The 25,464-nt window shown below is 55.6% G+C and carries 25 protein-coding genes; 2 read left to right on the forward strand and 23 right to left on the reverse strand.

Annotation, left to right across the window (positions count from 1 at the left end; genetic code table 11):
• Nucleotides 1-30 precede the first annotated feature (30 nt).
• The 8 genes from KNP84_RS00250 to KNP84_RS00285 form a co-directional block, all read right to left on the reverse strand.
• Nucleotides 31-1,353 (reverse strand): dihydrolipoamide acetyltransferase family protein, encoded by a 1,323-nt coding sequence (locus KNP84_RS00250; RefSeq protein WP_215114027.1) that lies wholly within the window; start codon nucleotides 1,351-1,353, stop codon nucleotides 31-33.
• An 11-nt stretch (nucleotides 1,354-1,364) separates the two neighbouring features.
• On the reverse strand, nucleotides 1,365-2,342 hold the full coding sequence (locus tag KNP84_RS00255) for an alpha-ketoacid dehydrogenase subunit beta (protein WP_029595281.1): 978 nt from the start codon (nucleotides 2,340-2,342) through the stop codon (nucleotides 1,365-1,367).
• A complete protein-coding gene (locus KNP84_RS00260; RefSeq protein WP_215114378.1) occupies nucleotides 2,342-3,340 on the reverse strand; it encodes a thiamine pyrophosphate-dependent dehydrogenase E1 component subunit alpha in 999 nt (332 codons plus the stop codon). The genes KNP84_RS00255 and KNP84_RS00260 overlap by 1 nt, the downstream gene beginning before the upstream one ends.
• A 21-nt stretch (nucleotides 3,341-3,361) precedes the next feature.
• Nucleotides 3,362-4,771: a dihydrolipoyl dehydrogenase gene (gene lpdA / locus KNP84_RS00265; protein ID WP_215114028.1), complete on the reverse strand. Its 1,410-nt coding sequence runs from the start codon at nucleotides 4,769-4,771 to the stop codon at nucleotides 3,362-3,364.
• Nucleotides 4,755-5,846: a butyrate kinase gene (gene buk, locus KNP84_RS00270; RefSeq protein ID WP_214835150.1), complete on the reverse strand. Its 1,092-nt coding sequence runs from the start codon at nucleotides 5,844-5,846 to the stop codon at nucleotides 4,755-4,757. Before buk ends, lpdA begins: the two co-directional genes overlap by 17 nt.
• A 1-nt stretch (nucleotide 5,847) precedes the next feature.
• Nucleotides 5,848-6,969 (reverse strand): Glu/Leu/Phe/Val family dehydrogenase, encoded by a 1,122-nt coding sequence (locus KNP84_RS00275; RefSeq protein WP_021067690.1) that lies wholly within the window; start codon nucleotides 6,967-6,969, stop codon nucleotides 5,848-5,850.
• Between the two features lie 20 nt (nucleotides 6,970-6,989).
• Nucleotides 6,990-7,886, reverse strand: coding sequence for a phosphate butyryltransferase (gene yqiS / locus KNP84_RS00280; RefSeq protein WP_021067691.1), 897 nt, complete (start codon nucleotides 7,884-7,886; stop codon nucleotides 6,990-6,992).
• A 122-nt stretch (nucleotides 7,887-8,008) separates the two neighbouring features.
• On the reverse strand, nucleotides 8,009-9,646 hold the full coding sequence (locus KNP84_RS00285; RefSeq protein WP_021067692.1) for a sigma-54-dependent Fis family transcriptional regulator: 1,638 nt from the start codon (nucleotides 9,644-9,646) through the stop codon (nucleotides 8,009-8,011).
• A gap of 131 nt (nucleotides 9,647-9,777) precedes the next feature.
• On the opposite strand from KNP84_RS00285, the gene KNP84_RS00290 reads away from it, so the two are divergent.
• Nucleotides 9,778-10,026 (forward strand): DUF2627 family protein, encoded by a 249-nt coding sequence (locus KNP84_RS00290; protein WP_021067693.1) that lies wholly within the window; start codon nucleotides 9,778-9,780, stop codon nucleotides 10,024-10,026.
• Between the two features lie 615 nt (nucleotides 10,027-10,641).
• On the opposite strand, the gene spo0A is transcribed toward KNP84_RS00290, so the two are convergent.
• From spo0A to aroQ, 15 genes are all read right to left on the reverse strand, one after another.
• Nucleotides 10,642-11,373 (reverse strand): sporulation transcription factor Spo0A, encoded by a 732-nt coding sequence (spo0A, locus tag KNP84_RS00295; protein ID WP_021067694.1) that lies wholly within the window; start codon nucleotides 11,371-11,373, stop codon nucleotides 10,642-10,644.
• On the reverse strand, nucleotides 11,374-13,071 hold the full coding sequence (recN, locus tag KNP84_RS00300; protein WP_021067695.1) for a DNA repair protein RecN: 1,698 nt from the start codon (nucleotides 13,069-13,071) through the stop codon (nucleotides 11,374-11,376).
• A 13-nt stretch (nucleotides 13,072-13,084) separates the two neighbouring features.
• The gene (ahrC, locus tag KNP84_RS00305) at nucleotides 13,085-13,534 is read right to left on the reverse strand and encodes a transcriptional regulator AhrC/ArgR (protein WP_021067696.1); all 450 of its coding nucleotides are present in this window, start codon (nucleotides 13,532-13,534) and stop codon (nucleotides 13,085-13,087) included.
• A gap of 141 nt (nucleotides 13,535-13,675) precedes the next feature.
• Nucleotides 13,676-14,497 carry a TlyA family RNA methyltransferase gene (locus KNP84_RS00310; protein ID WP_029595275.1) on the reverse strand — a complete coding sequence of 274 codons (822 nt, stop codon included), beginning with the start codon at nucleotides 14,495-14,497 and terminating at the stop codon, nucleotides 13,676-13,678.
• A 6-nt stretch (nucleotides 14,498-14,503) separates the two neighbouring features.
• Nucleotides 14,504-16,396: a 1-deoxy-D-xylulose-5-phosphate synthase gene (gene dxs, locus KNP84_RS00315; RefSeq protein WP_058764538.1), complete on the reverse strand. Its 1,893-nt coding sequence runs from the start codon at nucleotides 16,394-16,396 to the stop codon at nucleotides 14,504-14,506.
• Between the two features lie 123 nt (nucleotides 16,397-16,519).
• Nucleotides 16,520-17,398: a polyprenyl synthetase family protein gene (locus tag KNP84_RS00320; RefSeq protein WP_214756510.1), complete on the reverse strand. Its 879-nt coding sequence runs from the start codon at nucleotides 17,396-17,398 to the stop codon at nucleotides 16,520-16,522.
• Entirely contained in the window at nucleotides 17,395-17,625 is a 231-nt protein-coding gene (gene xseB, locus KNP84_RS00325; protein WP_029595272.1) for an exodeoxyribonuclease VII small subunit, read from the reverse strand. Before xseB ends, KNP84_RS00320 begins: the two co-directional genes overlap by 4 nt.
• Nucleotides 17,594-18,943, reverse strand: a complete 1,350-nt coding sequence (xseA, locus tag KNP84_RS00330; protein WP_215114029.1) for an exodeoxyribonuclease VII large subunit — start codon at nucleotides 18,941-18,943, stop codon at nucleotides 17,594-17,596. Before xseA ends, xseB begins: the two co-directional genes overlap by 32 nt.
• Complete coding sequence (gene folD / locus KNP84_RS00335) at nucleotides 18,936-19,772, reverse strand: bifunctional methylenetetrahydrofolate dehydrogenase/methenyltetrahydrofolate cyclohydrolase FolD (RefSeq protein ID WP_215114030.1); 837 nt, start codon at nucleotides 19,770-19,772, stop codon at nucleotides 18,936-18,938. Before folD ends, xseA begins: the two co-directional genes overlap by 8 nt.
• A gap of 88 nt (nucleotides 19,773-19,860) precedes the next feature.
• Nucleotides 19,861-20,244 (reverse strand): transcription antitermination factor NusB, encoded by a 384-nt coding sequence (nusB, locus tag KNP84_RS00340; RefSeq protein ID WP_021067703.1) that lies wholly within the window; start codon nucleotides 20,242-20,244, stop codon nucleotides 19,861-19,863.
• A gap of 112 nt (nucleotides 20,245-20,356) precedes the next feature.
• A complete protein-coding gene (gene accC / locus KNP84_RS00345; RefSeq protein ID WP_021067704.1) occupies nucleotides 20,357-21,700 on the reverse strand; it encodes an acetyl-CoA carboxylase biotin carboxylase subunit in 1,344 nt (447 codons plus the stop codon).
• Between the two features lie 7 nt (nucleotides 21,701-21,707).
• Nucleotides 21,708-22,163 (reverse strand): acetyl-CoA carboxylase biotin carboxyl carrier protein, encoded by a 456-nt coding sequence (gene accB / locus KNP84_RS00350; protein WP_215114031.1) that lies wholly within the window; start codon nucleotides 22,161-22,163, stop codon nucleotides 21,708-21,710.
• Between the two features lie 112 nt (nucleotides 22,164-22,275).
• Nucleotides 22,276-22,842 carry an elongation factor P gene (gene efp / locus KNP84_RS00355; RefSeq protein ID WP_021067706.1) on the reverse strand — a complete coding sequence of 189 codons (567 nt, stop codon included), beginning with the start codon at nucleotides 22,840-22,842 and terminating at the stop codon, nucleotides 22,276-22,278.
• Nucleotides 22,843-22,871: 29 nt separating this feature from the next.
• Nucleotides 22,872-23,939, reverse strand: a complete 1,068-nt coding sequence (locus tag KNP84_RS00360) for a M24 family metallopeptidase (protein WP_483299373.1) — start codon at nucleotides 23,937-23,939, stop codon at nucleotides 22,872-22,874.
• The gene (gene aroQ / locus KNP84_RS00365) at nucleotides 23,935-24,372 is read right to left on the reverse strand and encodes a type II 3-dehydroquinate dehydratase (RefSeq protein WP_021067708.1); all 438 of its coding nucleotides are present in this window, start codon (nucleotides 24,370-24,372) and stop codon (nucleotides 23,935-23,937) included. Before aroQ ends, KNP84_RS00360 begins: the two co-directional genes overlap by 5 nt.
• A 142-nt stretch (nucleotides 24,373-24,514) precedes the next feature.
• Here aroQ and KNP84_RS00370 point away from each other — a divergent pair, with 142 nt between their 5' ends.
• Complete coding sequence (locus tag KNP84_RS00370; RefSeq protein WP_029595268.1) at nucleotides 24,515-25,459, forward strand: DUF1385 domain-containing protein; 945 nt, start codon at nucleotides 24,515-24,517, stop codon at nucleotides 25,457-25,459.
• Nucleotides 25,460-25,464 lie beyond the last annotated feature (5 nt).

A 25,464-nucleotide genomic window follows, 5' to 3' on the forward strand; every position in this document is an offset into this window, starting at 1 on the left:
TCCTGCCCTCGGTCGAAGGCAGGACATGAATCAATAGAGCGTATACGTGTCTGGGTCGATGGACTCGAGCGACTGTTTGATCGCCTGCAAGAACTGACCGGCGACGAGACCGTCGAGGACACGGTGGTCGACCGACATGCACAAGTTGACCATGTCACGCGCCGCGAACATCCCGTTCACCCAAACTGGGCGCTTCACGATCGACTCGACCGACAAGATTGCCGCTTGCGGGTAATTCAGAATCGGTGCCGACTGAATCGAACCGAACGCACCCGTATTGTTGATCGTGAACGTGCCGCCCCGCATCTCGTCCGCTTTCAAGCGGTTGCCGCGGGCACGGACCGCGACGTCTTGAAGTGCGACGGCGAGACCTTTGATGTTCTTCTCGTCCGCGTGCTTGATGACCGGGACGTAGAGGGCGTCGTTCGCCGCGACGGCGACCGATAGATGGATGTCTTGATGGACTTTGATGTGATCGCCCGCCCATTCCGAGTTCATCATCGGATGTTTTTTGAGCGCCTCGATCGCCGCTTTCATGAAGAACGGCATGAACGTCAGTTTGACACCTTCCCGTTTGAAGAACTCGTCTTTCAACTTGGCCCGAGCCGTGACGAGGTTTGTCACATCGGCCTCGATCATGAGCCACGCATGCGGGGCCTCATGTTTCGAGCGGACCATGTTGTTGGCAATCGCTTGACGGACACCTGCCGTCGGAATGAGTTCGACTCGGTCCGACGACCCGTCGGTTGCCGGCACAGATGGTGATACGGAAGGTGCCGCGGCCGTCTCAGGTACGTCGAGCTTCGTTTGTGTCATCGTCTCTTGGACCGGCACTTGCGTCGCCGCTTCCGGCTTGACCGGACGGCCTTCCGATAAGTAGCGGAGGACATCTTTGCGCGTGATGCGACCACCGAGGCCACTGCCGTCGAGTTCGTTCAAGTCAATCGCGTTCTCATTGGCGAGTCGGATGACGGCCGGCGAGAAACGACCGTTATTATTCTGTTTTCGTGGTGCGGCCGACGCTACAGTGACCGCTTGCTTCGTCTCGACCGGGGCCGCTTCGACTTGTGCCGGTTCTGCTACCACTTCTGCTTTCGCTGGCGCCGAATCGGCACCTTCGACTTCCATGACGAGGACCGGTGTGCCGACGGCGACCGTGTCGCCTTCACTGATTAAAATCTGTTTCACGACACCGGCACTCGTCGCCGGAATCTCAGCGGTTACTTTATCGGTCATGACTTCGGCGAGCGGCTCATACTCCTCGACGCGGTCACCTGGTTTGACGAGAAACGTTGTGATCGTCCCCTCAGTGACACTTTCCCCGAGCTGTGGCATTTTAATTGTCTGTTCCATATGACCCCTCCTTAAAAGGCGGCGAGCTGACGTGCCCGCTCCGCGATTTTTTCAGGGGATACGATGAAGAACTTCTCCATCGGTGGTGCATACGGCATCGACGGAACGTCCGGTCCCGCCAGACGCTCGATCGGCGCATCGAGTTCGAACAGCGCTTTCTCCGCGATGATGGCCGCGACTTCCCCGATGATGCTGCCTTCCTTATTGTCCTCGGTGACGAGGAGCACTTTCCCGGTCTTCTTGACGGCTTCGACGATCCCTTCTTGGTCGAGCGGATAGATCGTGCGCAAATCGAGGATGTGCGTGCTGATGCCTTCGGCTTCGAGCGTCTTCGCCGCTTCCTGGGCCATGTGGACGCACAGACCGTACGTGATGATTGTGATGTCGTCACCTTCCCGCTTGACGGCGGCCTTGCCGATTTCGACCGTATAGTCGTCGGTCGGAAGGTCGGCTTTCAAGAGGCGGTACGCCCGTTTATGTTCGAAGAAGAGGACCGGGTCGTTCGAGCGGATGGCTGCCTTGAGCAACCCTTTCGCATCGACCGGGTCAGATGGGATGACGACTTTGAGTCCAGGCGTCGAGTTGAACATCGCCTCGACCGATTGGGAGTGATAGAGTGCGCCATGAATCCCGCCGCCGAACGGTGCACGGATGACCATCGGGCACGTCCAATCGTTATTTGAACGGTAGCGGATTTTTGCCGCTTCGGAGACGATTTGGTTGACCGCTGGCATGATGAAGTCGGCGAATTGCATTTCGGCGATCGGACGCATGCCATACATGGCCGCCCCGATTCCGACACCTGCGATTGCGCTCTCGGCGAGCGGCGCATCGATGACGCGGTCCTCGCCGTACTTCTCAATCAAGCCTTGCGTCGCGCGGAATACACCGCCTCGGACGCCGACATCTTCCCCGAGCACGAAGACGTTCTCATCGCGTTCCATTTCTTCATGGATCGCTTCATTGATCGCTTCAATAAACGTTTTCATCACATTTCCCCCTCGTACACATGGTCCATCGTCGATTCAGGAGACGCATATGGTGCCTTATCGGCGTAAGCAGTCGCCTCATTGACTTCACGATCGACGTTCGCCTCGATCTCTGCGAGTTCTTCCTCGGTCATGACGCCATCTTCAATCAAACGCTTCCGGAACAATTGATTCCCGTCACGATTCTTAAGGTCGGCCAACTCTTCGACCGAGCGATACGCTTTGTCATCGTCATCCGACGAGTGCGGTACGAGACGTTCGACTTCGGCTTCGATGAGCGTCGGGCCTTCGCCGCGAAGGGCGCGGGCGCGGGCTTCTTTCACGGCGACATAAACGGCAATCGGATCTGTCCCATCGACCGTGACGCCTGGCATCCCGTAACCTTGGGCGCGGTCCGATACGCGCTCGCAAGCGAGTTGCTTCGAGAGCGGTACCGAGATGGCGTATTTGTTGTTCTCACAGAACAAAATCACAGGCAACTTATGCACACCCGCGAAGTTTGCACCTTCGTGGAAGTCACCTTGGTTCGATGAGCCTTCTCCGAACGAGACGAACGTGACGAGCTCTTCTTTTTTCAGTTTGGCGGCGAGCGCCACACCGACCGCATGCGGCACTTGTGTCGTCACCGGAGACGAGCCCGTCACGATGCGATGCTGTTTCGAACCGAAATGGCCCGGCATTTGACGGCCGCCTGAGTTTGGGTCTTCCGCCTTGGCGAACGCCGACAACATTAAATCGCGAGCCGTCTGTCCGAAGTGGAGGACAACGGCGACATCGCGGTAATACGGAAGAATATAGTCCGTCCCTTTTTCGAGCGCGAACGCCGCCCCGACTTGGGCCGCCTCTTGTCCTTGACACGAGACGACGAACGGGATTTTTCCGGCACGGTTCAATTTCCACATGCGCTCATCGATTTTACGGGCACGGACCATCGTCTCGTACATCGCACCGAGGTCTTGTTTCGTCAATCCTAGTTCCTCATATGAATTCACAGTCATCTGTTCCATTCTGTTTCCTCCTTAGGCGTGAATCGGTAATCCGTCAACGGCCAGTGCCGCTTCTTGGAACGCTTCGCTCAGCGCCGGGTGAGGATGGACGAGTTGGCCCATTTCCCATGCCGTGGCGTTCAAGACGAGAGCGAGTCCGCCTTCTGTGATTAGTTCTGTCGCTTTTGGTCCGACGATATGCACACCGAGCAGGTCGTCCGTCGACTTGTCCGACACGAGTTTGACGAATCCATCCGCTTGCCCTTCGATACGGGCCTTGCCGAGGCCGTTGAAACGATACGTGCCCGTTTTGACTTCATGCCCGGCTGCTTTGGCACCTTCTTCGGTCATGCCGACCGATGCGACTTCCGGGACCCCATAGACACAACGCGGGATCAAGGCGTAGTCGAGCGGAGTCGGCTCGTGACCGAGAATCGTCTCGACCGCCTTCACACCTTCCGCCGAGGCGACATGGGCGAGTTGAAGTTTGCCGATGCAGTCTCCGATGGCGAAGATGTGACGTTCTTTCGTCCGATACTGTTCATCGACTTGGATGACACCGTTCTCGACGACAATCGATGTGTTCTGTAACCCGAGATGTTCCGTATTGGCGACCCGTCCGACCGAGACGAGTACACACTCGACCGAGATCGTCTCTTCGCCGACCGCGAGCGAGACGGCATCGGTTGCTACTTCTGTACGCTCCGGGTCGACGGTGACGTTCTTCAACACACGGACGCCCCGTTTTTTCAGGAGTCGCTCGACTTCCCGTGACACCGCCTTGTCTTCGAGCGGCAACAGACGCTCCCCGACTTCAATCAGCGTGACCGCGACATCAAGGTCGATGAGCATCGAGGCCCATTCGACACCGATGACCCCACCGCCTACGATGGCGATGGATTCTGGCAACTGTTCGAACTGGAGCAGGTCATCCGAGTTCAAGATGCGTGTATGGTCAAACGGCAGCCCTGGCAGTTCGCGGGGAATCGACCCTGTCGCGATGATGAGCTGGTTCGGCAAGATGAGCTCGGACTCACCGGATTCGTCTTCAACCGCGACCGTTCCCGGCTGCGGCGAGAAGATGCTCGGTCCCAAAATCGATGCCTTTCCGCGAAACACCTCGATTTTACCTTGCTTCATCAAGTGCTCAATACCTTTTTCTAGTCCCGCGACCAAGTCGCGTTTGAACGACTGGGCCCGCTCCATGTTGAACGAAACGGATCCCGTCTCAACACCGTACGTGCTCCCGTGTTTTGCCGTCTGATAGACGTGGGCCGCTTTCAACAACGCCTTCGTCGGGATGCAGCCTTTATGTAGACATGTCCCGCCGAGTTTCTCGGCCTCCACGATTGCGACAGTTTTCCCGGCTTGGGCCGCCTTGATGGCTGCGACATATCCGCCAGGACCGCCGCCGATGACGACGATCTCAAATTCTCGTGCCATGTGTATCCCCCTCATATTCTCGAACTGCTTCTTCATGTCGGATGGCCCGGAGTGCGCCTTCGGCGAGTGCCTTCAGCTCATCTTCGCCCGGATAGATGTGGACCGGCGCCAAATAGCCGACGCGCGCACTGATTTGCTCGGTCAGCCAAGTCGAATAGGCAATGCCACCCGTCAACAGAATCGCGTCGACGTCGCCGCGAAGCGTGGCGCCATGTTTGGCGATTTCCTGGGCGACGCGGTATGCCATCGTCTCGTAAAGAAGAGCGGCCTGTTCATCGCCATCTGCCATGCGCTGTTCGATCTCGATCGCGTCGAACGTTCCGAGGTGGGCAAACAGCCCTCCGCGTCCGACGATTTTCTGTTTCATTTCCGACTCTTTATACCTGGTACTATAACATAGTTCTACTACCTGTCCAACAGGAATCGAGCCTGCCCGTTCCGGTGCGAGCGGCCCGTCGCCGTCGAGTCCGTTGTTCACATCGATGACGGCGCCTTTGGCGTGAGCGCCGACTGTGATACCTCCTCCGAGGTGGGCGATAATCAAGTTGAGCTGTTTGTAATCGCTTCCATTTTCGACTGCGAAACGTTTTGCGACCGCTTTTTGATTCAAGGCGTGAAAGATGCTGCGACGATTGATTTCCGGCATTCCCGTCGCACGCGCGAGCGGGCCGAGCTCATCGACGACGACTGGATCGACGATGAAATTCGGTACCTGAAATAATTCACCGAGTTTATAAGCGAGTAGTCCACCCAAGTTCGAGGCATGCATCCCGAAACGACCGCTCGCTAAATCCTCACGCATGAGCGGATTGACGGCGTACGTCCCCGATGTCATCGGGGCCAGTAATCCCCCGCGACCGACGATTGCGGACAAGTCCTCGCCCGCAATGCCCGTTTCGGCCAATAAGTCCCGCACTTCACGTTCTCGATGCGGGAGTTGCTCCGGAAGTGACAATCCTGTGACGTCGGCCTCGTGACGGACGGTACGAGATAAAATCTCGTCCGCTCCGTCAAACAAGCCGACCTTCGTCGAAGTCGACCCCGGGTTGATGGCGAGAATGAGCTGTCGTGTCATCTCAGCGCCCACCGAGTAAGCTCTTTTCGACTTTCAAGAACTGGCTGCGCGAACGCGACATCATCTGAATCCGCTCCTCTGCCATCTTCTCGGCAGCGACATGCGTCGGTACCCCGTCGCGCTCGGCGATCTCGAAGACGCGCTGCATGTTGTCATAGATGAGTTCGACTTTCTTCATCGCCCGCTCACGGTTATAGCCTTCGAGCTCGTCGGCCACGTTGATGACACCGCCCGCGTTGATGACGAAGTCCGGCGCATACAGAATGCCGCGCTCCTCGAGCACGTCCCCGTGACGATCTTCAGCGAGCTGGTTGTTGGCCGCACCGGCGACGATTTGAGCCTTGAGTAGCGGGATCGTCTTGTCATTGATGATCGCACCGAGCGCACACGGGGCGAAGATGTCACAATCGACCGCATAAATCTCGTCCGGTTTGACGACCGTCGCGCCGAAGTCCGTCTCCGCGCGTTTGAGCGCCTCTTCGTTGATGTCGGTGACGACCAAGTGGGCCCCTTCTTCATGTAAGTGACGGCACAAGTTGTAGGCGACGTTGCCGACCCCTTGGACAGCGACCGTCTTGCCGGCGAGCGAATCCGAACCGAACTTCCATTTCGCTGCCGCCTTCATGCCGCGATACACGCCATACGCCGTCACCGGCGATGGGTTGCCGCTCGATCCGAACGCCGGGCTGACGCCGGTCACGTAATCCGTTTCCATGTGGATGAAGTCCATATCGGCGACCGACGTATTGACGTCCTCGGCCGTGATATAGCGTCCGCTGAGCGATTGCACGTAACGACCGAATGCACGGAACAACGCCTCTGATTTGTCCGTCTTCGCATTGCCGATGATGACGGCCTTCCCGCCACCAAGGTTGAGTCCCGCCGCCGCGTTTTTGTACGTCATCCCTTTTGCGAGACGAAGGACGTCCGTGAGCGCTTCTTCTTCCGACGCATAGTTCCACATCCGCAGCCCCCCGAGAGCCGGCCCGAGTGTCGTGTCATGAATGGCGATAATCGCCTTCAGTCCTGACGCCTGGTCTTGGCAAAAGACGATTTGCTCATAGTCCTCGGCCTGCAAGACGTCGAAAATTCGAAAGCGTGGTTCCATGTTTGTTTCCATCATTGATGATTCCTCCATAAAATTTATTTTTTAGCGTGCAAGAGCGCGAATGCGAGTGAGTACAGTTTGGCCTCGGCCGTATCGGCCCGGCTCGTCAAAACGACCGGTGCGGCTGCGCCGACGACAATCGCCGCCACGCTCGCTCCGGCAAAGTACATCATCGACTTATAAAGGACGTTGCCGACCTCTATGTATGGGACGAGCAATAGGTCGGCTTGTCCGGCGACCTCACTCTCGATGCCTTTTTGTTTGGCCGCGACCATGTCGACGGCGTTATCGAGCGCAAGCGGTCCGTCGACGACACATCCTTTGATTTGGCCGCGACGGTTCATTTGGGCGAGCAGCGCCGCGTCTGTCGTGGCGGCCATCTGTGGATTGACCACTTCGACGGCGGCGATGGCAGCGACACGCGGTAGCTCGTACCCGATGTCTGTCATCGCATCGACCGCATTGGCGATGATGTCCACTTTCTCTTCGAGCGTCGGCGCGATATGGATGGCCGCGTCGGTCACACCGATTAATCGTTCCCGGTTCGGGATTTGAAATAAGGCGATATGGCTGAGCGTCCGGTTCGTCCGGAGTCCTGCCTCGCGGCTGAGCACAGCTTTCATGAACGTCGACGTCGCGACCATTCCTTTCATGAGCACATCCGCTTCTCCTGTCTTGACCGCGAGCGTCGCTCGTTTGGCAATCTCTTTATCGCCTTTGACGTGGATGATATCGACCGCGTGATCTTCGATGCCGTGCTCGTCGCATAATCGTTTAATCTCCCGGGCATCTCCAATCAATTTAAATCGAGATAGACCGTGATCGGTCGCGAGTTTGACGGCGCGAATGACCTCCACATCGGCGGCCCCGGCAATCGAGACGGTGCGCCCGTCCAACTGCTTCGCCTTTTCGAGCATCCGTTCAAAATTCATGCATGTCCCCCCTTGCCTGTCTTCATCTACTAACAAGCAATTTTGTTTCCACTTTTGAAAGCGCTTTAATAGGTCGTAGACTCTGCACTTTTTTGCGTGGTATGAAAAAAAATGCAGGTAATTTATTGCATACGTTCAAGTTTATTATACAGCGTCCGAATCGAAATGTGTAATCGCCGGGCGGCCTCTGACTTGTTGCCGTCCGCCTCCTCGATGGCCCGTTCAATCAAATCACGCTCATAGCGCGACACGGCATCCTGTAACGACAGCGCGTCGGTCGGTCGGGCCGATGCGACACGCGGTGACAGCTGTAGGTGGTGCGGCGCGATCCACTGCTCGGAACTCGCCATATAGATGATCGCCCGCCCGAGGACATTCTCGAGCTCTCGGACGTTGCCTTTCCAATACTGATTCTTCAACAGCTCGGTCGCCTCGCGGTTCACCCCACGCACGCTGCGGCCGTACTCTTGGTTCAGCTTGCGGACGATGCGTTCGCAGAGTGGCTCGATTTCTTCGAGCCGGTCCCGGAGCGGCGGGATGTGGATCGGCATCCGGTTGATCCGGTAATATAAGTCTTCACGGAACGTGCCGTCCGCCACTTTTTGTTCAAGGTCGGCGTTCGTCGCCGCGATGATGCGGACGTCGACCGGAATCGCATTCGTACCCCCGACCCGCACGATTTCATGCTCCTGCAGGACACGGAGTAGTTTGACTTGGACATCGACCGGCAGTTCGCCGATTTCGTCTAAGAAGAGTGAGCCGCCATCGGCCTCTTCGAAATAGCCGACCTTCCCACCACGTTTCGCCCCACTGAAGGCGCCGTCCTCGTAGCCGAACAACTCACTCTCGAGGAGCGTCGGGGAGATGGCCGCGCAATTGACGCGAACGAATTTCTTGTATTTGCGCGGGGACTCACCGTGGATGGCGTGGGCGAACAGTTCCTTGCCCGTCCCCGACTCCCCGCGAATAAGGACGGTGACCGGCGTGACCGCGGCGAGGCGGGCCTGTTCGATGACGAAGCGCATCGCGTCGCTCGACGCGATGATGTCGGCGAACTGGTATTTCGCCTCGAGGTTGCGGATGCGTGTCTTCGCTTCTTGCAGCTCGTCACGGAGCGCTCGGATTTGAGACACGTCCCGGATGACACCGACCGACCCGCGCAACTTCCCTTCGACGATAATCGGTTCGGCATTGACGAGAATGTCGCGCCGCGTCGCCCCGATTTGCATCCGGATATCGCGGACTCCTTGCCCGGTCGACAGCACTTTCAAGTGGACACTCTCCTGCATGCCGATGTCGGCCGTCGCCGGCTTGTCGACGACGTCTTCTTTCTTGAATCCCGTCAGTCGCGTATAGGACGGGTTGATTAAAATCGTGTTCCCGTTGTGATCGGCGACCGAGATGGCCTCGCTCGTACAGTCGATAATCGCCTCGAGCATCTGTTGATTTTGCTTCAGCCGTTCGACGACGATGCGGATGAACTCGCCGGGCAAGACGACCGCGTCGGCGAAATGTCCTTTCAATTCATCGAACGTCTCGGAGCGGCCCGTCGTCTCGATCACGAAATCGAGACGCTTGTCGGCACATGCCCGCCAATCCTCCGCCGTCATAATCCCCTGGTTCCGCGCGAGTTGCATCCCTTCGGCCGTCTGTTCCGGGTCGATGACGGCGACGACGGTGACGAGCGGCGAGTCGAGCAACATTTTCAGCACTTCGGTCCCGCCTTTTCCCGCACCGACAATCATCAATCGTTTATTCATTCTGAAATCCCCCAATTTTACCGTTCTGCATTCATGCTACTGAACCTGAACTGATTTCGCAACCTCACAAAAAAGGCCGTGTCGAGCTATGTATTTTCTGGTAAACTTATGAGTGTTAAGGAGGAGATCCTATGCGCATCATCGCACTGTTGATCTTAATCATCCCTGGCCTCTTCGGTGTCTATGGCATCAAGTTACTTCGCGACAGTTTCTTCCTCAAGACGAGCGTCCCGTTCTCTTGGATCGAGTCGGTGGCAGCCGCCTCGATGTTACAAGGAACGTTTGGACTGTTGATTGCGATGGGCGGGATCGGTTTCGTGGCAGGTTATATCTTCAATCGTGACAAGAAAACAGGCAAAGTCCCACGAATAGATTCTTGAACACAAAAAAAGGTTCCCTAACTTGACTTCATTTCAAGTGCGGAACCTTTTTATTCGTATTGAATTGTGATCACTACGGATGATCTCCTCTCCTACTTGCTACAATCTTGTGACATGAGGGTCCAATGGTCTTCTTAATGAAGAAGTTTGAAAGAAATTAGTAACTGCCGTCTTGCGTGAACGGAAACGTACCCATTCGAGTTACTAACGATTATTCATCGGGTCATGTCGAACCATCCATCGTGAAGTCGAACGCTTGCCATAAACTGTTCAACGGTTGACAACACTCCTTTTGGTCAACTGAACGATTCGTTTTCCCCGGTCACGGTCCCTAGCTTCGAACTCGATGCCGGAATCGCCTCGCGAATGAGCGTACGTCGCGACCTCTCGTCGGGACGATGACGATTTGAGATGTCGTTCCCACCTCTGAGCTATTGACGGATAGCGGTCCGAGATGATTTCTTGCTCTAACACGTTCCGGAACACGTTAGAAAGCGTTCATCTGACGCTCGTCCAAGTAACTTGGTACACCTTTATTATAACAAGTTCCGCATTATTTGCAAGCGCTTTCTTTCACAAAGTAAAAGAAAATCAGGAGGCGGGCCTCCTGATCGATTATTGCTGTTTAAACGATTGATACGTGACGAAATACGAGATGAATTCCGAGTTTTTCGGACTGCGCTCGCGCTCGGGGCGACCGTTGAACATCTCGTGGTCCCGCATCCCGTTCTCCCACGCCGTCTTGATGGCGTGGCGCATCGCCCGCTCGACTCGGGACGAGGTCGTCTCATGCTCTTTCGCGATCATCGGATAGAGCTCCTTCGTAATCAATCCGAGCAGCTCCTGACGCTCTCGGACGTAGACGACGGCTTGGCGGATATATTTGAACCCTTTGATGCGCGGCGAGATGCCGAGTTGTTGCAGCAAGAGCGAGATGTCGAGTTCTTCCGGCGACATCGCTTCGAACTCACGGCTCGAACCGGCAGCGAGTTCGCGGATTTTCGTGATCAATTGTTGAATGTTGAACGGCTTGACCAGAAAGTAAGAAGCGCCGAGTTGAACGGCCTGCTTCGTGACTTCATCTTTCCCGAACGCACTGAGCATAATCACTTCTGGTTTAGCGTGCGCCAATTCCGTCTGTAACCGTTCGAGGACGCCGATGCCGTCTAAGTGAGGCATGATGATGTCGAGCAACAGCACGTCCGGCTGGTGTGTCTTGACGACGTCTAAGCATGCCTCGCCGTCGTAGGCGGTCCCAACGACTTTTAAGTCGTCTTCGGACTCGAGTTGGCGGGTCAACAAATCGACGATTTCTCGATTGTCGTCCGCGATGCATAATGTAATCAATTAAGACACCCCTTCGATAAACTTCCGTTTTAATTGGAGAGACATAGTGAGCAGTTCCTCCACGTGTTGTTTCGTCAATTCCGTCATCTGCGCCCCAGCAATCATCCGTCCGAGCTCATCGACCCGTTCGGCATGCCCGAGCGTCGAGACGTTCGTCTTCGTGCGCTCATCCGTCTCCGTCTTCGTGATATACAAGTGTTGGTCCGCCATGGCGGCCACTTGAGCCAAATGGGTGATGCAGAGCACTTGTGACCCGACCGACAACCGGAAAATCTTCTCGCCCATCGCTTGGGCGACCCGTCCCGATACGCCTGTGTCGACTTCGTCGAAGATGATGGACGCGACACCGACCGTGCGCGAGAAAATCGACTTCAACGCGAGCATGACGCGGGATAGTTCTCCGCCTGAAGCGACTTTGGCGAGCGGCTTGAACGGTTCGCCGACGTTCGTCATCATATAGAACTCGACTTGGTCGAGTCCGTCTGCCTTGAACGGCCCTTCTTTGAACCGGACTTCGAACTGGGTCTTCTCCATATACAATTCCTTCAATTCACGCTGAATCGCTTTCTCGAGCTCGGTCGCCGCTTGTTTGCGGGCCGCGGATAACGCTAGTCCGGTCGTACGCACTTTTTGTTCGAGCTGGGCGAGCCGGTCCGATAGTTCTTGCAAGTGTTCTTCCCGATTCGTCATCGATTTTAACTCGTCGGCGATTTTTTCCCCATACGTGATGACCTCGTCGATCGTGGCCCCGTATTTCCGTTTCAACTGTTGGAACAAGGCGAGCCTCGTCTCAATTTCATCGAGCCGAATCGGATCAAATTCGAGTGAATCGAGCTGATCGCGCAACTGGAATTTGGCGTCCTCGAGCAAGAAATAAGCGTTCGAGATCGTTTCGGCCATCGGCGCGAGCGAAGTCGACAATGAGGAAGCTTCCTCCATCTCGCGCATGGCGATCCCGATTTGATCGAGACCTTTCGCCTCATCCGCGACGGCCTCATACGATAACCGGACGTGCTGATGAATCCGCTCGAAGTTGGCGAGCTCGTTCCGTTCCTCGGTGAGCGCCTGTTCTTCCCCGACCTTCAGTTCGGCCGCCTCAATCTCATTCGTCTGGAACGCGAGCAGGTCCATGCGCTGGGCCAGTTCTTGTTCGCTTTGACTCAATCGTTTCAACTCGTCGGCGACGTTCTTCCAATCGACGTAAGCCTCTCGATAACGTTCGAGGAGCGGGGCGAGCTCGGTTTCGGCAAAACTATCTAAAATGCCGAGATGGTATTCGGCATCCATCAAGTGCTGGTGCTCATGCTGGCCATGAATATCGACGAGTAGCCGTCCGAGCTCGCGAAGCGTCGACAGCGGCATCATCTTGCCGTTGACACGGCAAACACTCTTTCCGCTACTATGTAGGTCGCGGCGCAAAATGACGGTCCCTTCTTCAATCTCGATGCCGTATTGGGTCGCCGCCTCGATGATCGGATGGTCTGGTTCGACGTTGAACAGCCCTTCGATCTCCGCCTTGTCTTGGCCATAGCGGACGAACTCGCTCGAGCCGCGGCCCCCGACGAGCAGGCCGATCGCATCGAGCAAGATTGATTTCCCGGCTCCGGTCTCACCCGTCAATACGGTCATCCCACGTTTGAACGTGATATTCAGTTCATCGATGATCGCAAATTGTTTGATCGATAGTTCTGCTAACATACGATAGTTCACCTCATAACATTCCGAGTAGTCGTTCGATGATTCGCTTTGCCTGGTCTTCGTCGCGGGCGATCATCAAAATCGTATCATCGCCACACACCGTCCCAATCAATTCATCCCATGACAAATGGTCAATCAAGACACCGATTGCATCCGCATTGCCCGGTAATACTTTCATGACGACCAAGTTTTGGGCCGAGTCGACCGAGACGAAACTGTCGCCGAGGATCCGTTTCATCTTGCCGTACGGGTTGAAGCGTTGATCGGCCGGAAGGCTATACTTATAGCGCCCGTCGTTGAGCGGTACTTTCACGAGATGGAGCTCTTTGATGTCCCTTGACACTGTTGCCTGGGTCACTGGATATCCAGAGCGATGCAGCTCGTCGACGAGCTCGTCTTGCGTCTCGATTTCACGGTTTGTCACGATTTCTCGAATCTTAATCAAGCGCTGTCCTTTATTCATACTCGCTGACACCTCATTTTATGTTTCACATACTCAGTATCATTCTAAAGTATTGTCGAAAAAAGGTCTAGCATTCGCAGGATGATTTCCCCAGTCGGTCGCATTCGCGCATGAAAAAGCTGCAGACGAAACGTCTGCAGCTCAAGCATTCTTCTTTAATTGCGCGTGGGCGGCGTCGATGACCGCGTCCACGTCGATGGCTGGGTCGACACTGCCGACACCGGTGAAACGGGCGAACAATAAGAATTCAATATTCCCATCCCCACCGGTAATCGGTGAAAAGTCGAGTCCCGCGACTTCGAATCCTTCCGAGGCGAAGTAACGGACCATGTCGTCGACGACCCGTTCATGGATGGCGCGGTCCCGGACGATGCCTTTTTTGCCGACATCGGCCTTCCCGGCCTCAAATTGCGGTTTGACGAGCGCCATGACGATACCGTTAGGCTTCAAGATCGTCTTCAACGGCGGAATCATGAGCCGAAGTGAGATGAACGAGACATCGATCGTCGCGAAATCCGGCGTCACCGGGAACTGGTCAGCGGTCGCATGGCGGAAGTTCATCCGCTCCATGACGACGACACGGTCATCGCTCCGAAGTTTCCACGCCAACTGGTTATAGCCGACGTCGACGGCATACATTTGCGTGGCCCCGTTTTGGAGCGCACAATCGGTGAAACCGCCTGTCGATGAACCGATATCGATGCCGATGTTACCAGCCACATCGAACGGGAAGACTTGGAGCGCTTTTTCAAGCTTCAGTCCGCCCCGTCCGACGTATGGCAACACTTGGCCTTTCACTTCGAGCGGGATGTCGTCGAACACTTTGTCGCCCGCCTTGTCGAGCCGTTCGGTCCCGCTATAGACGAGCCCGGCCATGACAGACCGCTTCGCCTTCTCTCTCGTCTCCGCTAAGCCGCGGTCGACGAGGAGCACATCTAATCTAGTTTTCTTTCGTTTTTCCATAGTTCCTCACACATTCTGTCGATTTGTCACTTGAACGAACTGCTGAACCGAGTCAGCGATTTGCGTCGGACGGAGCCCGATTTCTTCGAGCAGCTGATTGACGCCGCCGTGTTCGATATAGCGGTCCGGAATGCCGAGTCGGAGCACACGCGGGAACTGCCCAGCATCGCTCGCATGTTCGAGCACGCTGCTGCCGAAGCCTCCGGCGAGCGCCGCTTCCTCTAACGTGACGAGCGGGATGCCTTCCGCATATAAAGCGGAGAGCATAACATCGTCGAGCGGTTTAATCGTCCGAGCGTTGATGACGCGGACGCTCACTTGTCCTTCAAGCAGTGCGCGTACTTCGAGCGCGTCTTGCACTTGTGGACCGAACGTCAAGATGGCGACGTCCGTCCCGTCTGCAACCGTCTCCCAGACGTCGAGCGGCAATTCGCGGAGCGTCTCGCTCATCGGTGTGCCGATTCCTTCACCACGCGGGAAGCGGACGGCAATTGGACCATCATCATACTTCAGCGCTGAATAGACAAGATGTTGCAACTCTTCCTCGTCTTTCGCCATCAAGATGCGAATATTCGGGACATGACGCATAAAGGCGATATCGAATACCCCTTGGTGCGTCTCCCCGTCCGCTCCGACGAGACCAGAACGATCGATTGTGAAGACGACGTTCAAGTTTTGACGGCAAATGTCGTGCACGAGCTGATCATAGGCGCGTTGGAAGAACGTCGAATAAATCGAGACGACCGGCTTCAAGCCTTGTGTCGCCTGTCCTCCGGCCAATGTGACCGCATGCTGTTCGGCGATGCCGACGTCAAACATCCGCTCCGGGAATTGCTTGTTGAAGCAATCGAGTTTCGAGCCGACGCTCATCGCGGGTGTGATGAGTGTCACGCGCTCGTCCGTCTCGGCAACTTTCGTGATCGTCTCAGCGACGACCTTCGAATAGCTCGGTCCTTTGACCTTGCCTTTGATGACTTCTCCCGACTCGATTTTATACGGTCCGAGGCCGTGCCACGTTCCGACACCATCGAGTTCGGCCGGGCGATAGCCCTTGCCTTTTTTCGTGATGACGTGGACGATGACCGGTCCATCGATTTTCTTGGCATATTCGAGCGTCTCAAGCAGGTCGCGTAAATCGTGACCGTCTGTCGGTCCGAAGTACGTGAATCCGAGCTCTTCGAAGAACGTCCCCGGGATGAGCGCTGATTTCAACATATCCTTCACACGTTCCCCGCTCCGTTCGAGCGAGTTGCCGACGATCGGGATATGTTTGATGAGCGTTTCGACTTCCTCACGGGCGTGTTTCAGTTTACGAGACGAGCGCATCCGACCGAGCATATTGTGCAAGGCACCGACGTTCGGGGCGATTGACATCTCATTGTCGTTCAAGATGACGATGACGTTTTGTTTCTCGGCGCCGATATGGTTGAGTGCTTCGAGCGCCATTCCCCCTGTGAGCGCCCCGTCCCCGATGATGGCGATGGCCCGGTCGTTCGCGCGCCCTTTCAATTCGTTCGCGATGGCGATTCCCATCGCGGCCGATAAGGACGTCGAGCTGTGCCCCGTCTCCCAGACGTCATGATCGCTCTCACAACGTTTCGGGAACCCGCATAAGCCGTTGTATTGACGGAGCGTGTCGAACTGACTCGTTCGTCCTGTCAAGATTTTGTGGACGTAGGCTTGATGCCCCACATCCCATACGAGTTGGTCTTTCGGACTGTCAAATACACGGTGCAAGGCAAGCGTCAATTCGACAACCCCTAGGTTTGGTCCCAAGTGCCCTCCCGTTTCAGCCAATTTTTCAATCAAAAACCGTCTGATGTCCGCGCCGAGTGCTTCTAACTCGGGTACCGACATCTTTTTTAAGAATGACGGGTCTTGAATGGATGTCAAGTCCATGATGACCATCCTTTCTCCTGTCTTATTACTGATTCGTACCTTACATTTTACAAGAATGTGTCCATAGATGCTATACATTCACAAAAACAAAGGTGACACGATGTGCTCATCGTGTCACCGAGATTAATGATTGCGCTGCACGACGAAGTCGAGAAGCTCTCGTAAACGGGGGGCCTCGACCGATAGTTCGGCCAATGCGGCCTCACTTTCCGTGACTTCCCGTTCGAGCGCTTGCTTCGCCCCATCGAGCCCGAGCAGTTTCGGATACGTCGCTTTATCGTTGCCTTCGTCCGAACCGACCCGCTTCCCGATGAGCGCCTCGTCTCCTTCGACGTCTAAAATATCGTCTTGGATTTGGAAGGCGACACCGAGATGTTTCCCGAAGCGAACGAGCGCCTGTCGGTCCGCCAATGGGGCGTCCGCCAAAATCGCGCCTGCTTCGAGGGCATATACGAGCAGTGCCCCCGTCTTTCGCTCATGAATCGATTGCAAGGTCGACAGCGACACGCCGGCGCGTTTTTCGGCGAGCATGTCATCGAGCTGACCACCGACCATGCCGGCGCTGCCGGCCGCTTCACTGAAGCGGGCGATGAGCGCGACGCTCTTCACTGGTTCGAGCTCCGCATGGGCCAGAATCCGAAACGCGTCCGTCAATAGGGCGTCGCCTGCGAGAATCGCGGTCGCCTCATCGAACTGACGGTGATTCGTCGGACGCCCACGCCTTACGTCGTCATCATCCATCGCCGGAAGGTCGTCGTGGATGAGCGAGTACGTGTGGACCATCTCGAGGGCGACAGCCGCTTCATGACCGAGCGCCCGCGGACGTCCGTATGTATCGAGGACGGCATAAAGGAGAGCCGGACGAATCCGTTTCCCCCCTGCCTCGAGTGAGTACGTCATCGATTGGAACAAACGCTCCGGCATCGACGACGCGTCAATGAGACGGCGTGTCGCCGTCTCGACTTCCTGTTTCCACTCTTGAAGATAGGCTTGCGCGCTCATACGGTGCCACCCTTTTCACGGAGCGTCCCGTCGAGTTCGAGAATCTCGTCCATCTTCTGTTCCGCGGCCGTCAATTTGGCCTGACAGAGTGCCGACAAGCGGACACCTTCCTCATAGAGGGTCATCGCTTCTTCAAGGGCGACTTCTCCTGTCTCGAGTTGCGTCACGATTTCCTCGAGGCGGGCGAGTGCCGCTTCAAACGTCTGTTCTGCTTGTTGTTTCGCCATCATGTCTCTCCTTCACTTCCGCAACGGCTTGGCCATCCCGAAACCGGATTGTCACCAGGCCGTCATGTAGTTGTTTGACATCTTTCACGTACGTCCCATCCTGCTCAATCAACGTATATCCTCGAGCGAGCACGGCGAGAGGACTGACCGCGTTCAAGCGACCGACTTGGGCTGCAAAGCGGTCCGCCGGTCGTTCGAGTGGGCGGATGCGCTTGAGGCGACCGTCGAATTGTCGGTGTGTCTCCTCGTTGCGACGAAGCGTCTGCGCCAGCTTTCGGACATCGAGCTGTTGTCGGGACTGGGCAAGGCGATGTTTGGCATGTGTCACTTGTTTCGTGACACCTTGTTCGAGCCGAATCTCGGCTTGTTCGAACCGCTCCCGCTTTTGTGTGAGCGTGAAGCGGGGCGACTTTAAGCCGTAACTGTTCGTCGCCCGACCGAGCCGTTCCCGAATCGAGGACATCTGATTCGTGACGGACCGGGTCAACTGGGCCGTCAACCGTTCGACGTCTTTTCGTTGCGCCTCGATCGTCGCTGTCGCGAGCTCTGCCGCCGCCGTTGGTGTCGCGGCCCGCACGTCGGCGACAAAGTCAGCCAACGTGAAATCGGTCTCGTGCCCGACAGCCGAGATGACAGGAATCCTAGATTCGTGAATCGCTTCGACGACGACGTCCTCGTTGAACGCCCATAACTCTTCAATCGACCCGCCACCTCGGCCGACGATTAACACGTCGCAATCGGTGCGTTCGTTCATCCACCGAATCGCGCTCGCCACTTGCGGGGCGGATTGATCGCCTTGGACGGCGACGGGCGCGAACGTGATGGCCACGTGCGGCGCACGTCGTCTGAGTGTCGTGGCGATATCGTGGAGGGCCGCGCCTTTCGGCGAAGTGATAATCCCGATTCGCTCCGGGAAGGCCGGCAGCGGACGTTTCCGTTCCGCTGCGAACCATCCCTTCGCCTCGAGTTCACGTTTTCGTGCCTCATACCGTTCGAACAACATCCCGATGCCGTCCTGTCGCATCAGTTCGACGTACAGCTGGATGTCGCCTGTCGACTCGTACATCGTCACGCGGGCGACGACGATCACATTCATCCCGTCTTTCGGTTCGAAGTTGAGCGTCCGGGCGTCACGAGAGAACATGACCGCCTTCATCCGCGACGATTCGTCTTTGAGGGTGAAATAACAGTGCCCGGAGGCGTACCGTTTGAAGTTCGAAATCTCGCCGATGACGGCAAGTTGTTGCAGAATCGGGTCATCGTCGAGCTGTCGCTTCACGTAGCGGACGACTTCGGAAACTTGAATCGGATTAGCCACGAGAGGCGACCTCGACCGTGTTGTGCATGAGCATCGTAATCGTCATCGGGCCGACACCACCCGGAACAGGGGTGATGGCGCTCGCGACATCACGGACACCTGCAAAGTCGACGTCCCCGACGAGACGACTGTCGACGCGGTTGACACCGACATCGATGACGATCGCCCCAGGTTTGACCATGTCAGCTGTGACGAGACCGGCCCGACCGACGGCGACAATCAAAATATCGGCCTGCCGTGTCATCGCCCCGAGATCATTCGTCTTCGAATGGCAGTAGGTCACGGTCGCGGATTCGTTCAAGAACAGCATCCCGACCGGTTTCCCGACGATTTGGCTGCGACCGACGACGACGACGTGCTTGCCGACCAAGTCGGTCTGCATTTTGACGAGGTGCAGAATCCCGTGCGGTGTACATGGCAATAGCGTCTCGAGACCGAGCATCATCTTCCCGACGTTCGTCGGATGGAACCCATCCACGTCTTTGTCCGGTGAGATGCGCATAATGACGCGATTCTCATCGATATGCTTCGGCAACGGCAACTGCACGAGAATACCGTGCAACTCGTCGTCCGCGTTCATCGAATCAATCAGTTCGAGCACTTCACGTTCTGAAATCGTGTCATCGAAGCGAATCACTTGCGAATCGATGCCGATGTCAGCCGCTGCCCGTTCTTTCCCCCGGACGTAGCTGTGGCTCGCCGGATCATCCCCGATTAAAATGACTTTCAGTTTCGGTACGATGCCGCGTGCGCGCAGCGCACTGACCCGTTCCTTTAACGTCTCCCGATATGATGCTGCGATTTGTTTCCCGTCGATCACTACTGCCATCTCTCTCATCCCCCGTTGTCTTAGGTTTCTCTGTAGTTGGTGTGGTGTCTTCTCTATTTGTTTAACAGACCGTAATGCTTGTCTTCGCTTACGCTTTGATGATGTTACCGAGCACGCCGTTGACGAGCTTGGCCGCTTCTTCATCGGCGAATGATTTGGCGAGTTCGACCGCCTCGTTGATCGTCACTTTGTCCGGAATCGTCTCGACGTAGAGTAACTCGTACGTCGCCATGCGAAGAATCGTCCGCTCGACATTTCCAAGACGGTCGAGTCTCCAGTTTTTCAAGTTTTCGATGAGCAATTCGTCAATCTCATCTTTCTTTTCTAACGTCTCAACGACGAGTTGTTCGTAGAATGGATCCGACTCCATGCCATCGAGGGCAAATTCGATGGCCTCGTCTACCTCAAGTTTTGATACTTCGATTTGAAAAAGCGTTTGAATCGCTTTTTCCCGTGCTTCATGACGTTTCATTCAGATACTCTCCTTTTGCATGCTTTCATTGTGATAGTTTAGCATAAAGCCTCCATAAATTCAGTACAAAAAACCAGGAAGCCCAAATAATGTTCGGGCTTCCTGGTCAAGGTCATTTCGTGAGCGTCATTTCTTTTTCGACAAATTTCGTGTCGAACGCCCCTGTTCGAAAACGTTCATGGGCCATGACTTGTTGATGGAACGGGATCGTCGTGTGGATGCCCGATACGGTGAACTCGTCGAGGGCGCGAAGCATCTTCGCGATCGCCTCTTCCCGAGTCGGGGCATGGACGATCAGCTTCGCCACCATCGAATCATAGAACGGCGGGATGACAGCACCGGCATAGAGACCGCTGTCGACCCGAACGCCCATGCCGCCAGGAACGATATACTGATCGATTTTCCCGGCCATCGGACGGAAATCTGCAAACGGATCTTCCGCATTGATGCGACATTCGATCGAGTGACCACTAAATTTGATGTCCGCCTGGCTGATGGCAAGCGGATGTCCAAGCGCGACTTCGAGTTGTGCTTGGACGAGGTCGAAGCCGGTGATCATTTCGGTGACCGGGTGTTCGACTTGGATTCGCGTGTTCATCTCCATGAAGTAAAACTCGTTCACTTCCGGTACGTAAATGAACTCGATTGTACCCGCACCCGAATACTGAATCGCTTTGGCCGCTTTCACGGCTGCGTCGCCCATCGCTTGACGGGTCGTCTCATCGATTGCCGGAGACGGCGCTTCTTCGACCAACTTCTGCATCCGGCGCTGAATCGTACAGTCCCGCTCCCCGAGGTGGATGACGTTGCCGTATTGATCGGCGAGCACTTGCACCTCGACGTGACGGAACGACTCAATGTATTTCTCCAAATAGACGTCGCCGTTGCCGAACGCCTGCTTCGCTTCTTTACGTGTGTCGGTGAGCCCTTTCACGAGCTCAGACTCGTCGAAGGCGACACGGATTCCACGTCCTCCGCCTCCGGCCGTCGCCTTGATGATGACCGGATATCCAATCTCGCGGGCGAGTTCGATTGCTTCCTCGTCGGTGACGACACCACTCGACCCCGGGACGACCGGAACGCCCGATTCGATCATCGTTCGTTTCGCCTCGTCCTTGATGCCCATCTTCCGAATCGCATAGCTACTCGGTCCGACGAACTGGATGCCGCACGCCTCGCTCATTTCGGCGAACTCGGCGTTCTCGGCTAAGAATCCATAACCTGGATGAATCATCGTCGCATCGACCGCGCAAGCGACCGACAAGATGTTAGGGATATTCAAATATGAGTCTTTCGACGGGTTCGGTCCGATGCAGTATGCCTCATCGGCAAGACGGACGTGCAGCGCCTCACGGTCCGCTTCCGAGAAGACAGCGACCGTCGGGATATTCAACTCTTTCGCGGCCCGGATGATGCGGACCGCAATCTCTCCACGGTTAGCAATGAGTAGTTTCATACATACCTCACTTCACGCTGAAGAGCGCTTGGCCGTATTCGACTAAATCGCCATCTGCGACGAGGATCTCGACGATCTCCCCGCTGATTTCCGTCTCGACATCATTGAACAGTTTCATCGCTTCTAAAATACAGACGACCTGTCCGGCTTCGACGCGGTCGCCGACTTGAACGTAAGCGTCTTTGTCCGGTGCCGGACGCGAATAGAACGTCCCGACCATCGGTGACGTGATCGTGCGCAAGTTGCTCGGCGCAGGTGTTGGTGCCGCTTCTTGTTCTGTCTCGACGACTGGCGCAGGTGCTGCGACCGGGGCCGCTTGCACGATCGGTGTATGAGTAGCGGCGAATTGTGGGGCCGCTTCTTTTTTCAATGAAAGTTTAAACTCCGGCGTCTCGAGTTCCATCTCGTGAACGGACGTCTGATCGAGTAATGTGATCAGCTCTTTAATGTGTTCGATTTGCATGAAATAACCCCCTGTTTATACCTGGTACTAATCTCTACTCTACTATAACTGGTCAGACCAGTGAATGCAACGACAAAAAAAGGGCCCATTCCTAAGAATGGACACCCTTGGTTTACCCGTTATAGCGGCCCGTGAACTCGCCTGTGCGCGTGTCGACCGTTACTTTTTCGCCTGGCTCGATGAAGAGCGGCACTTGAATGATGTGGCCCGTTTCGACCGTCGCGTTTTTCTTCACGTTCGATGCCGTGTCGCCTTTGACGCCTGGATCGGCTTCGACAATCGTTAAGACGACCGTCGTCGGAAGCTCGATTCCGAGAATCTCACCGTCGTAGTCAGCGATACTTACTTCCATGTTCTCGAGCATGTACGGGAGCGCCGCTTTCACTTGCTCGCCCGTCAATTCGAGCTGTTCATACGACTCTGTGTCCATGAACACGTACGTATCGCCCATCGGATAGAGGTACTGCATGCGTTTCCGTTCGATGTGCGCACGTTCGATGCGCTCGCCACCACGGAACGTCGTCTCTTGAATCGCGCCTGTGCGTAAGTTACGCATTTTCGTGCGGACGAAGGCCGCGCCTTTACCTGGCTTGACGTGTTGGAATTCGATGACTTGCCAAATCGAACCGTCAGACGTCTTGACCGTTAAGCCTGTTTTTAAATCGTTTACTGATACCATGTTGATTTCCTCCTAAAATGAGCTGAGACTCAAGCCTCAATCGTAATTAACTCTTTTGGCGACTGCGTGAGACGGATGTTGCCCGTCTCCGTGACGACCACATCATCCTCGATGCGGCAACCGCCGATCCCGGCGATATAGATACCCGGTTCAATCGTGACGACCATCCCCGGCTCGAGCACCGTCTCCGAACGGAATGACAAGCCTGGTGCCTCATGCACTTCCATGCCGAGACCGTGGCCTGTCGAATGTCCGAAGTACTCACCGTAGCCCGCGTCTTTAATCACGTCACGCGTCAATGCGTCCGCCTCGATTCCCGTGATGCCAGCTTTCGTGCCCTCGACACCTGCGAGTTGAGCCCGGAGCACCGTATCGTAAATCGTGCGCAACTCGTCCGAGATGTCCCCGATAGCGAGCGTACGTGTGATATCCGAGCAGTATCCTTGATAGTAGGCACCGAAATCGAGCGTCACGAGTTCTCCCGCCTCGATGACCTTGTCGCTGGCCACACCGTGCGGCAATGCCGAACGATGCCCTGACGCAACGATCATATCGAACGAAGATGAGTCCGCACCTTGGGCCCGCATGAACATTTCCAGTTCATTCGCGACTTCTTTTTCGGTCCGCCCTGGACGGATGAACGTCTGGATGTGTGCAAACGCCGCGTCCGCAATCGCCGCGGCTTCCTTCATTATCTTAATCTCTGACTCATCCTTAATCAAGCGTAGCTTTTCGACGATACCTGACGTCTCGACGAGCTCGGCTGCGACTTCTTTTTCATACGTCCGGAACTGGCCGACCGTCATGTCATCTTGTTCGATGCCGAGGCGCTTCACCGCTTGCTCTGTCACGACTTCCGCCACCGACTTGATGAGCGACGTCTTATGCTCGATGATGTCGAAGCCTTTTATTTGGCTAGCGGCTTGTTCCGTGTAGCGGAAATCCGTGATGAAGCTCGCCGACTGCGCCGTGATTACGAGGACACCGCTCGACCCGGTGAAACCAGATAAGTAGCGGATGTTTTCCCGTTTCGTCACGAGCAATCCGTCGATGCCGTTCGCTTCTAGCTGACCTTGCAGTTTGTTGACCCGTTCAATCATGTCGATTCCTCCAATGTACGAGCAATGCCTGCAACGCGAGCGTATAGCTCGTCAGGCCGAAACCGCTGATGACACCGAGACAAACGGCGGCAAGTTTCGATTCATGACGAAACGACTCCCGTGCATGCACGTTCGAGATATGTACTTCGACGACCGGGGCTTTGATGGCGGCGATGGCATCCCGGAGCGCAATCGACGTATGCGTGTACGCCCCCGCATTAAAGATGACCCCCGCATAATCGTACGCTTCATGGAGCGCGTCGATCAGTTCGCCTTCATGGTTGGATTGGACGAACGTCAACTGAACATCCTCCGGGGCGGCGAGCAATAGCTCCGCCGTCAATCCCTTCAACGAGACGTCCCCGTATACGTCCGGTTCCCGCTTCCCGAGCAGATTCAAATTCGGTCCATTTAAGACGAGTATATGCACAAGTCTTCCCCCCTGTTCGTCAAGTCGCCTCTATTGTAACAAATTTAACGGTTCGTGCGACAATCGACGTTCGTGAGGTTTCGTTTTTTACGTGAATCACGGTATAATTCAACTATATAACTGTAGGAATCGAGGAAATGACATGAAAACTAAACCAATGATTCCCGTCGGTGGCCAGGCGCTCGTGGAAGGCGTCATGTTTCAAGGACGCGCCGAGAGCGCTTCGGCGATTCGACGGAAAGACGGGTCTATCGAGACGTTCCAGCAGCCCCGCATTCTCGTCCCGTGGGTCCAATCGTTAAAAAAAATCCCATTCCTGCGTGGTGTGGTCGCGCTATACGAATCACTCAAAAATGGTTCGGCCCATATGACGTTCGCAAGCGATCGTTATGACGTCGACCCGAGTGAGGATGAGGCAACGAAACCAGAAGAGAAAAAACAGAACATCTTGATGGTCGTCATGATCGCCATCGTCGGCGTCATCTCATACGTGTTCGGGAAGCTGATTTTCAACGTCACCCCGGCCCTTCTCGCCGCCATGTTCCAAAGCGTGCCCGCATTGTCCGGTCATGTGATTCAAAACCTCCTCGAAGGGGGAATAAAATTAGTATTGTTGCTCAGTTACCTTTATTTGATTTCCTTGACGCCACTCATCCGGCGCGTGTTCCAATATCACGGGGCCGAGCACAAGGTGATCAACTGTTATGAGTCCGGACGACCGATTACCGTCGATAACGTTCGGGCGAGCTCACGCCTCCACTATCGCTGTGGATCGAGTTTCATCCTATTCACCGTTTTCGTCGGCATCGGCGTTTACATGATCGTCCCGATCGACCCCCTCTGGGTCCGACTCGTCAGCCGCATCGCTTTGTTGCCAGTGGTCATCGGCATCTCATTCGAGGTGCTCCAATTCACAAACCGCTTCCGTGAACATCGCTTCTTGTCCGTTCTCGGCAAGCCTGGGTTGTCTTTACAATTGTTGACGACGCGCGAACCGAATGACGAACAAATCCGTGTCGCCATCGAGGCGTTCGAGACATGGGAACGTTCAGAACTAGGTCAACCGGCCGTGCAAAGAGAGGGATAAAGAGG

This window comes from Exiguobacterium sp. s70 (genome assembly GCF_018618315.1).
GTDB classification, from domain to species: Bacteria; Bacillota; Bacilli; order Exiguobacteriales; family Exiguobacteriaceae; genus Exiguobacterium; species Exiguobacterium chiriqhucha.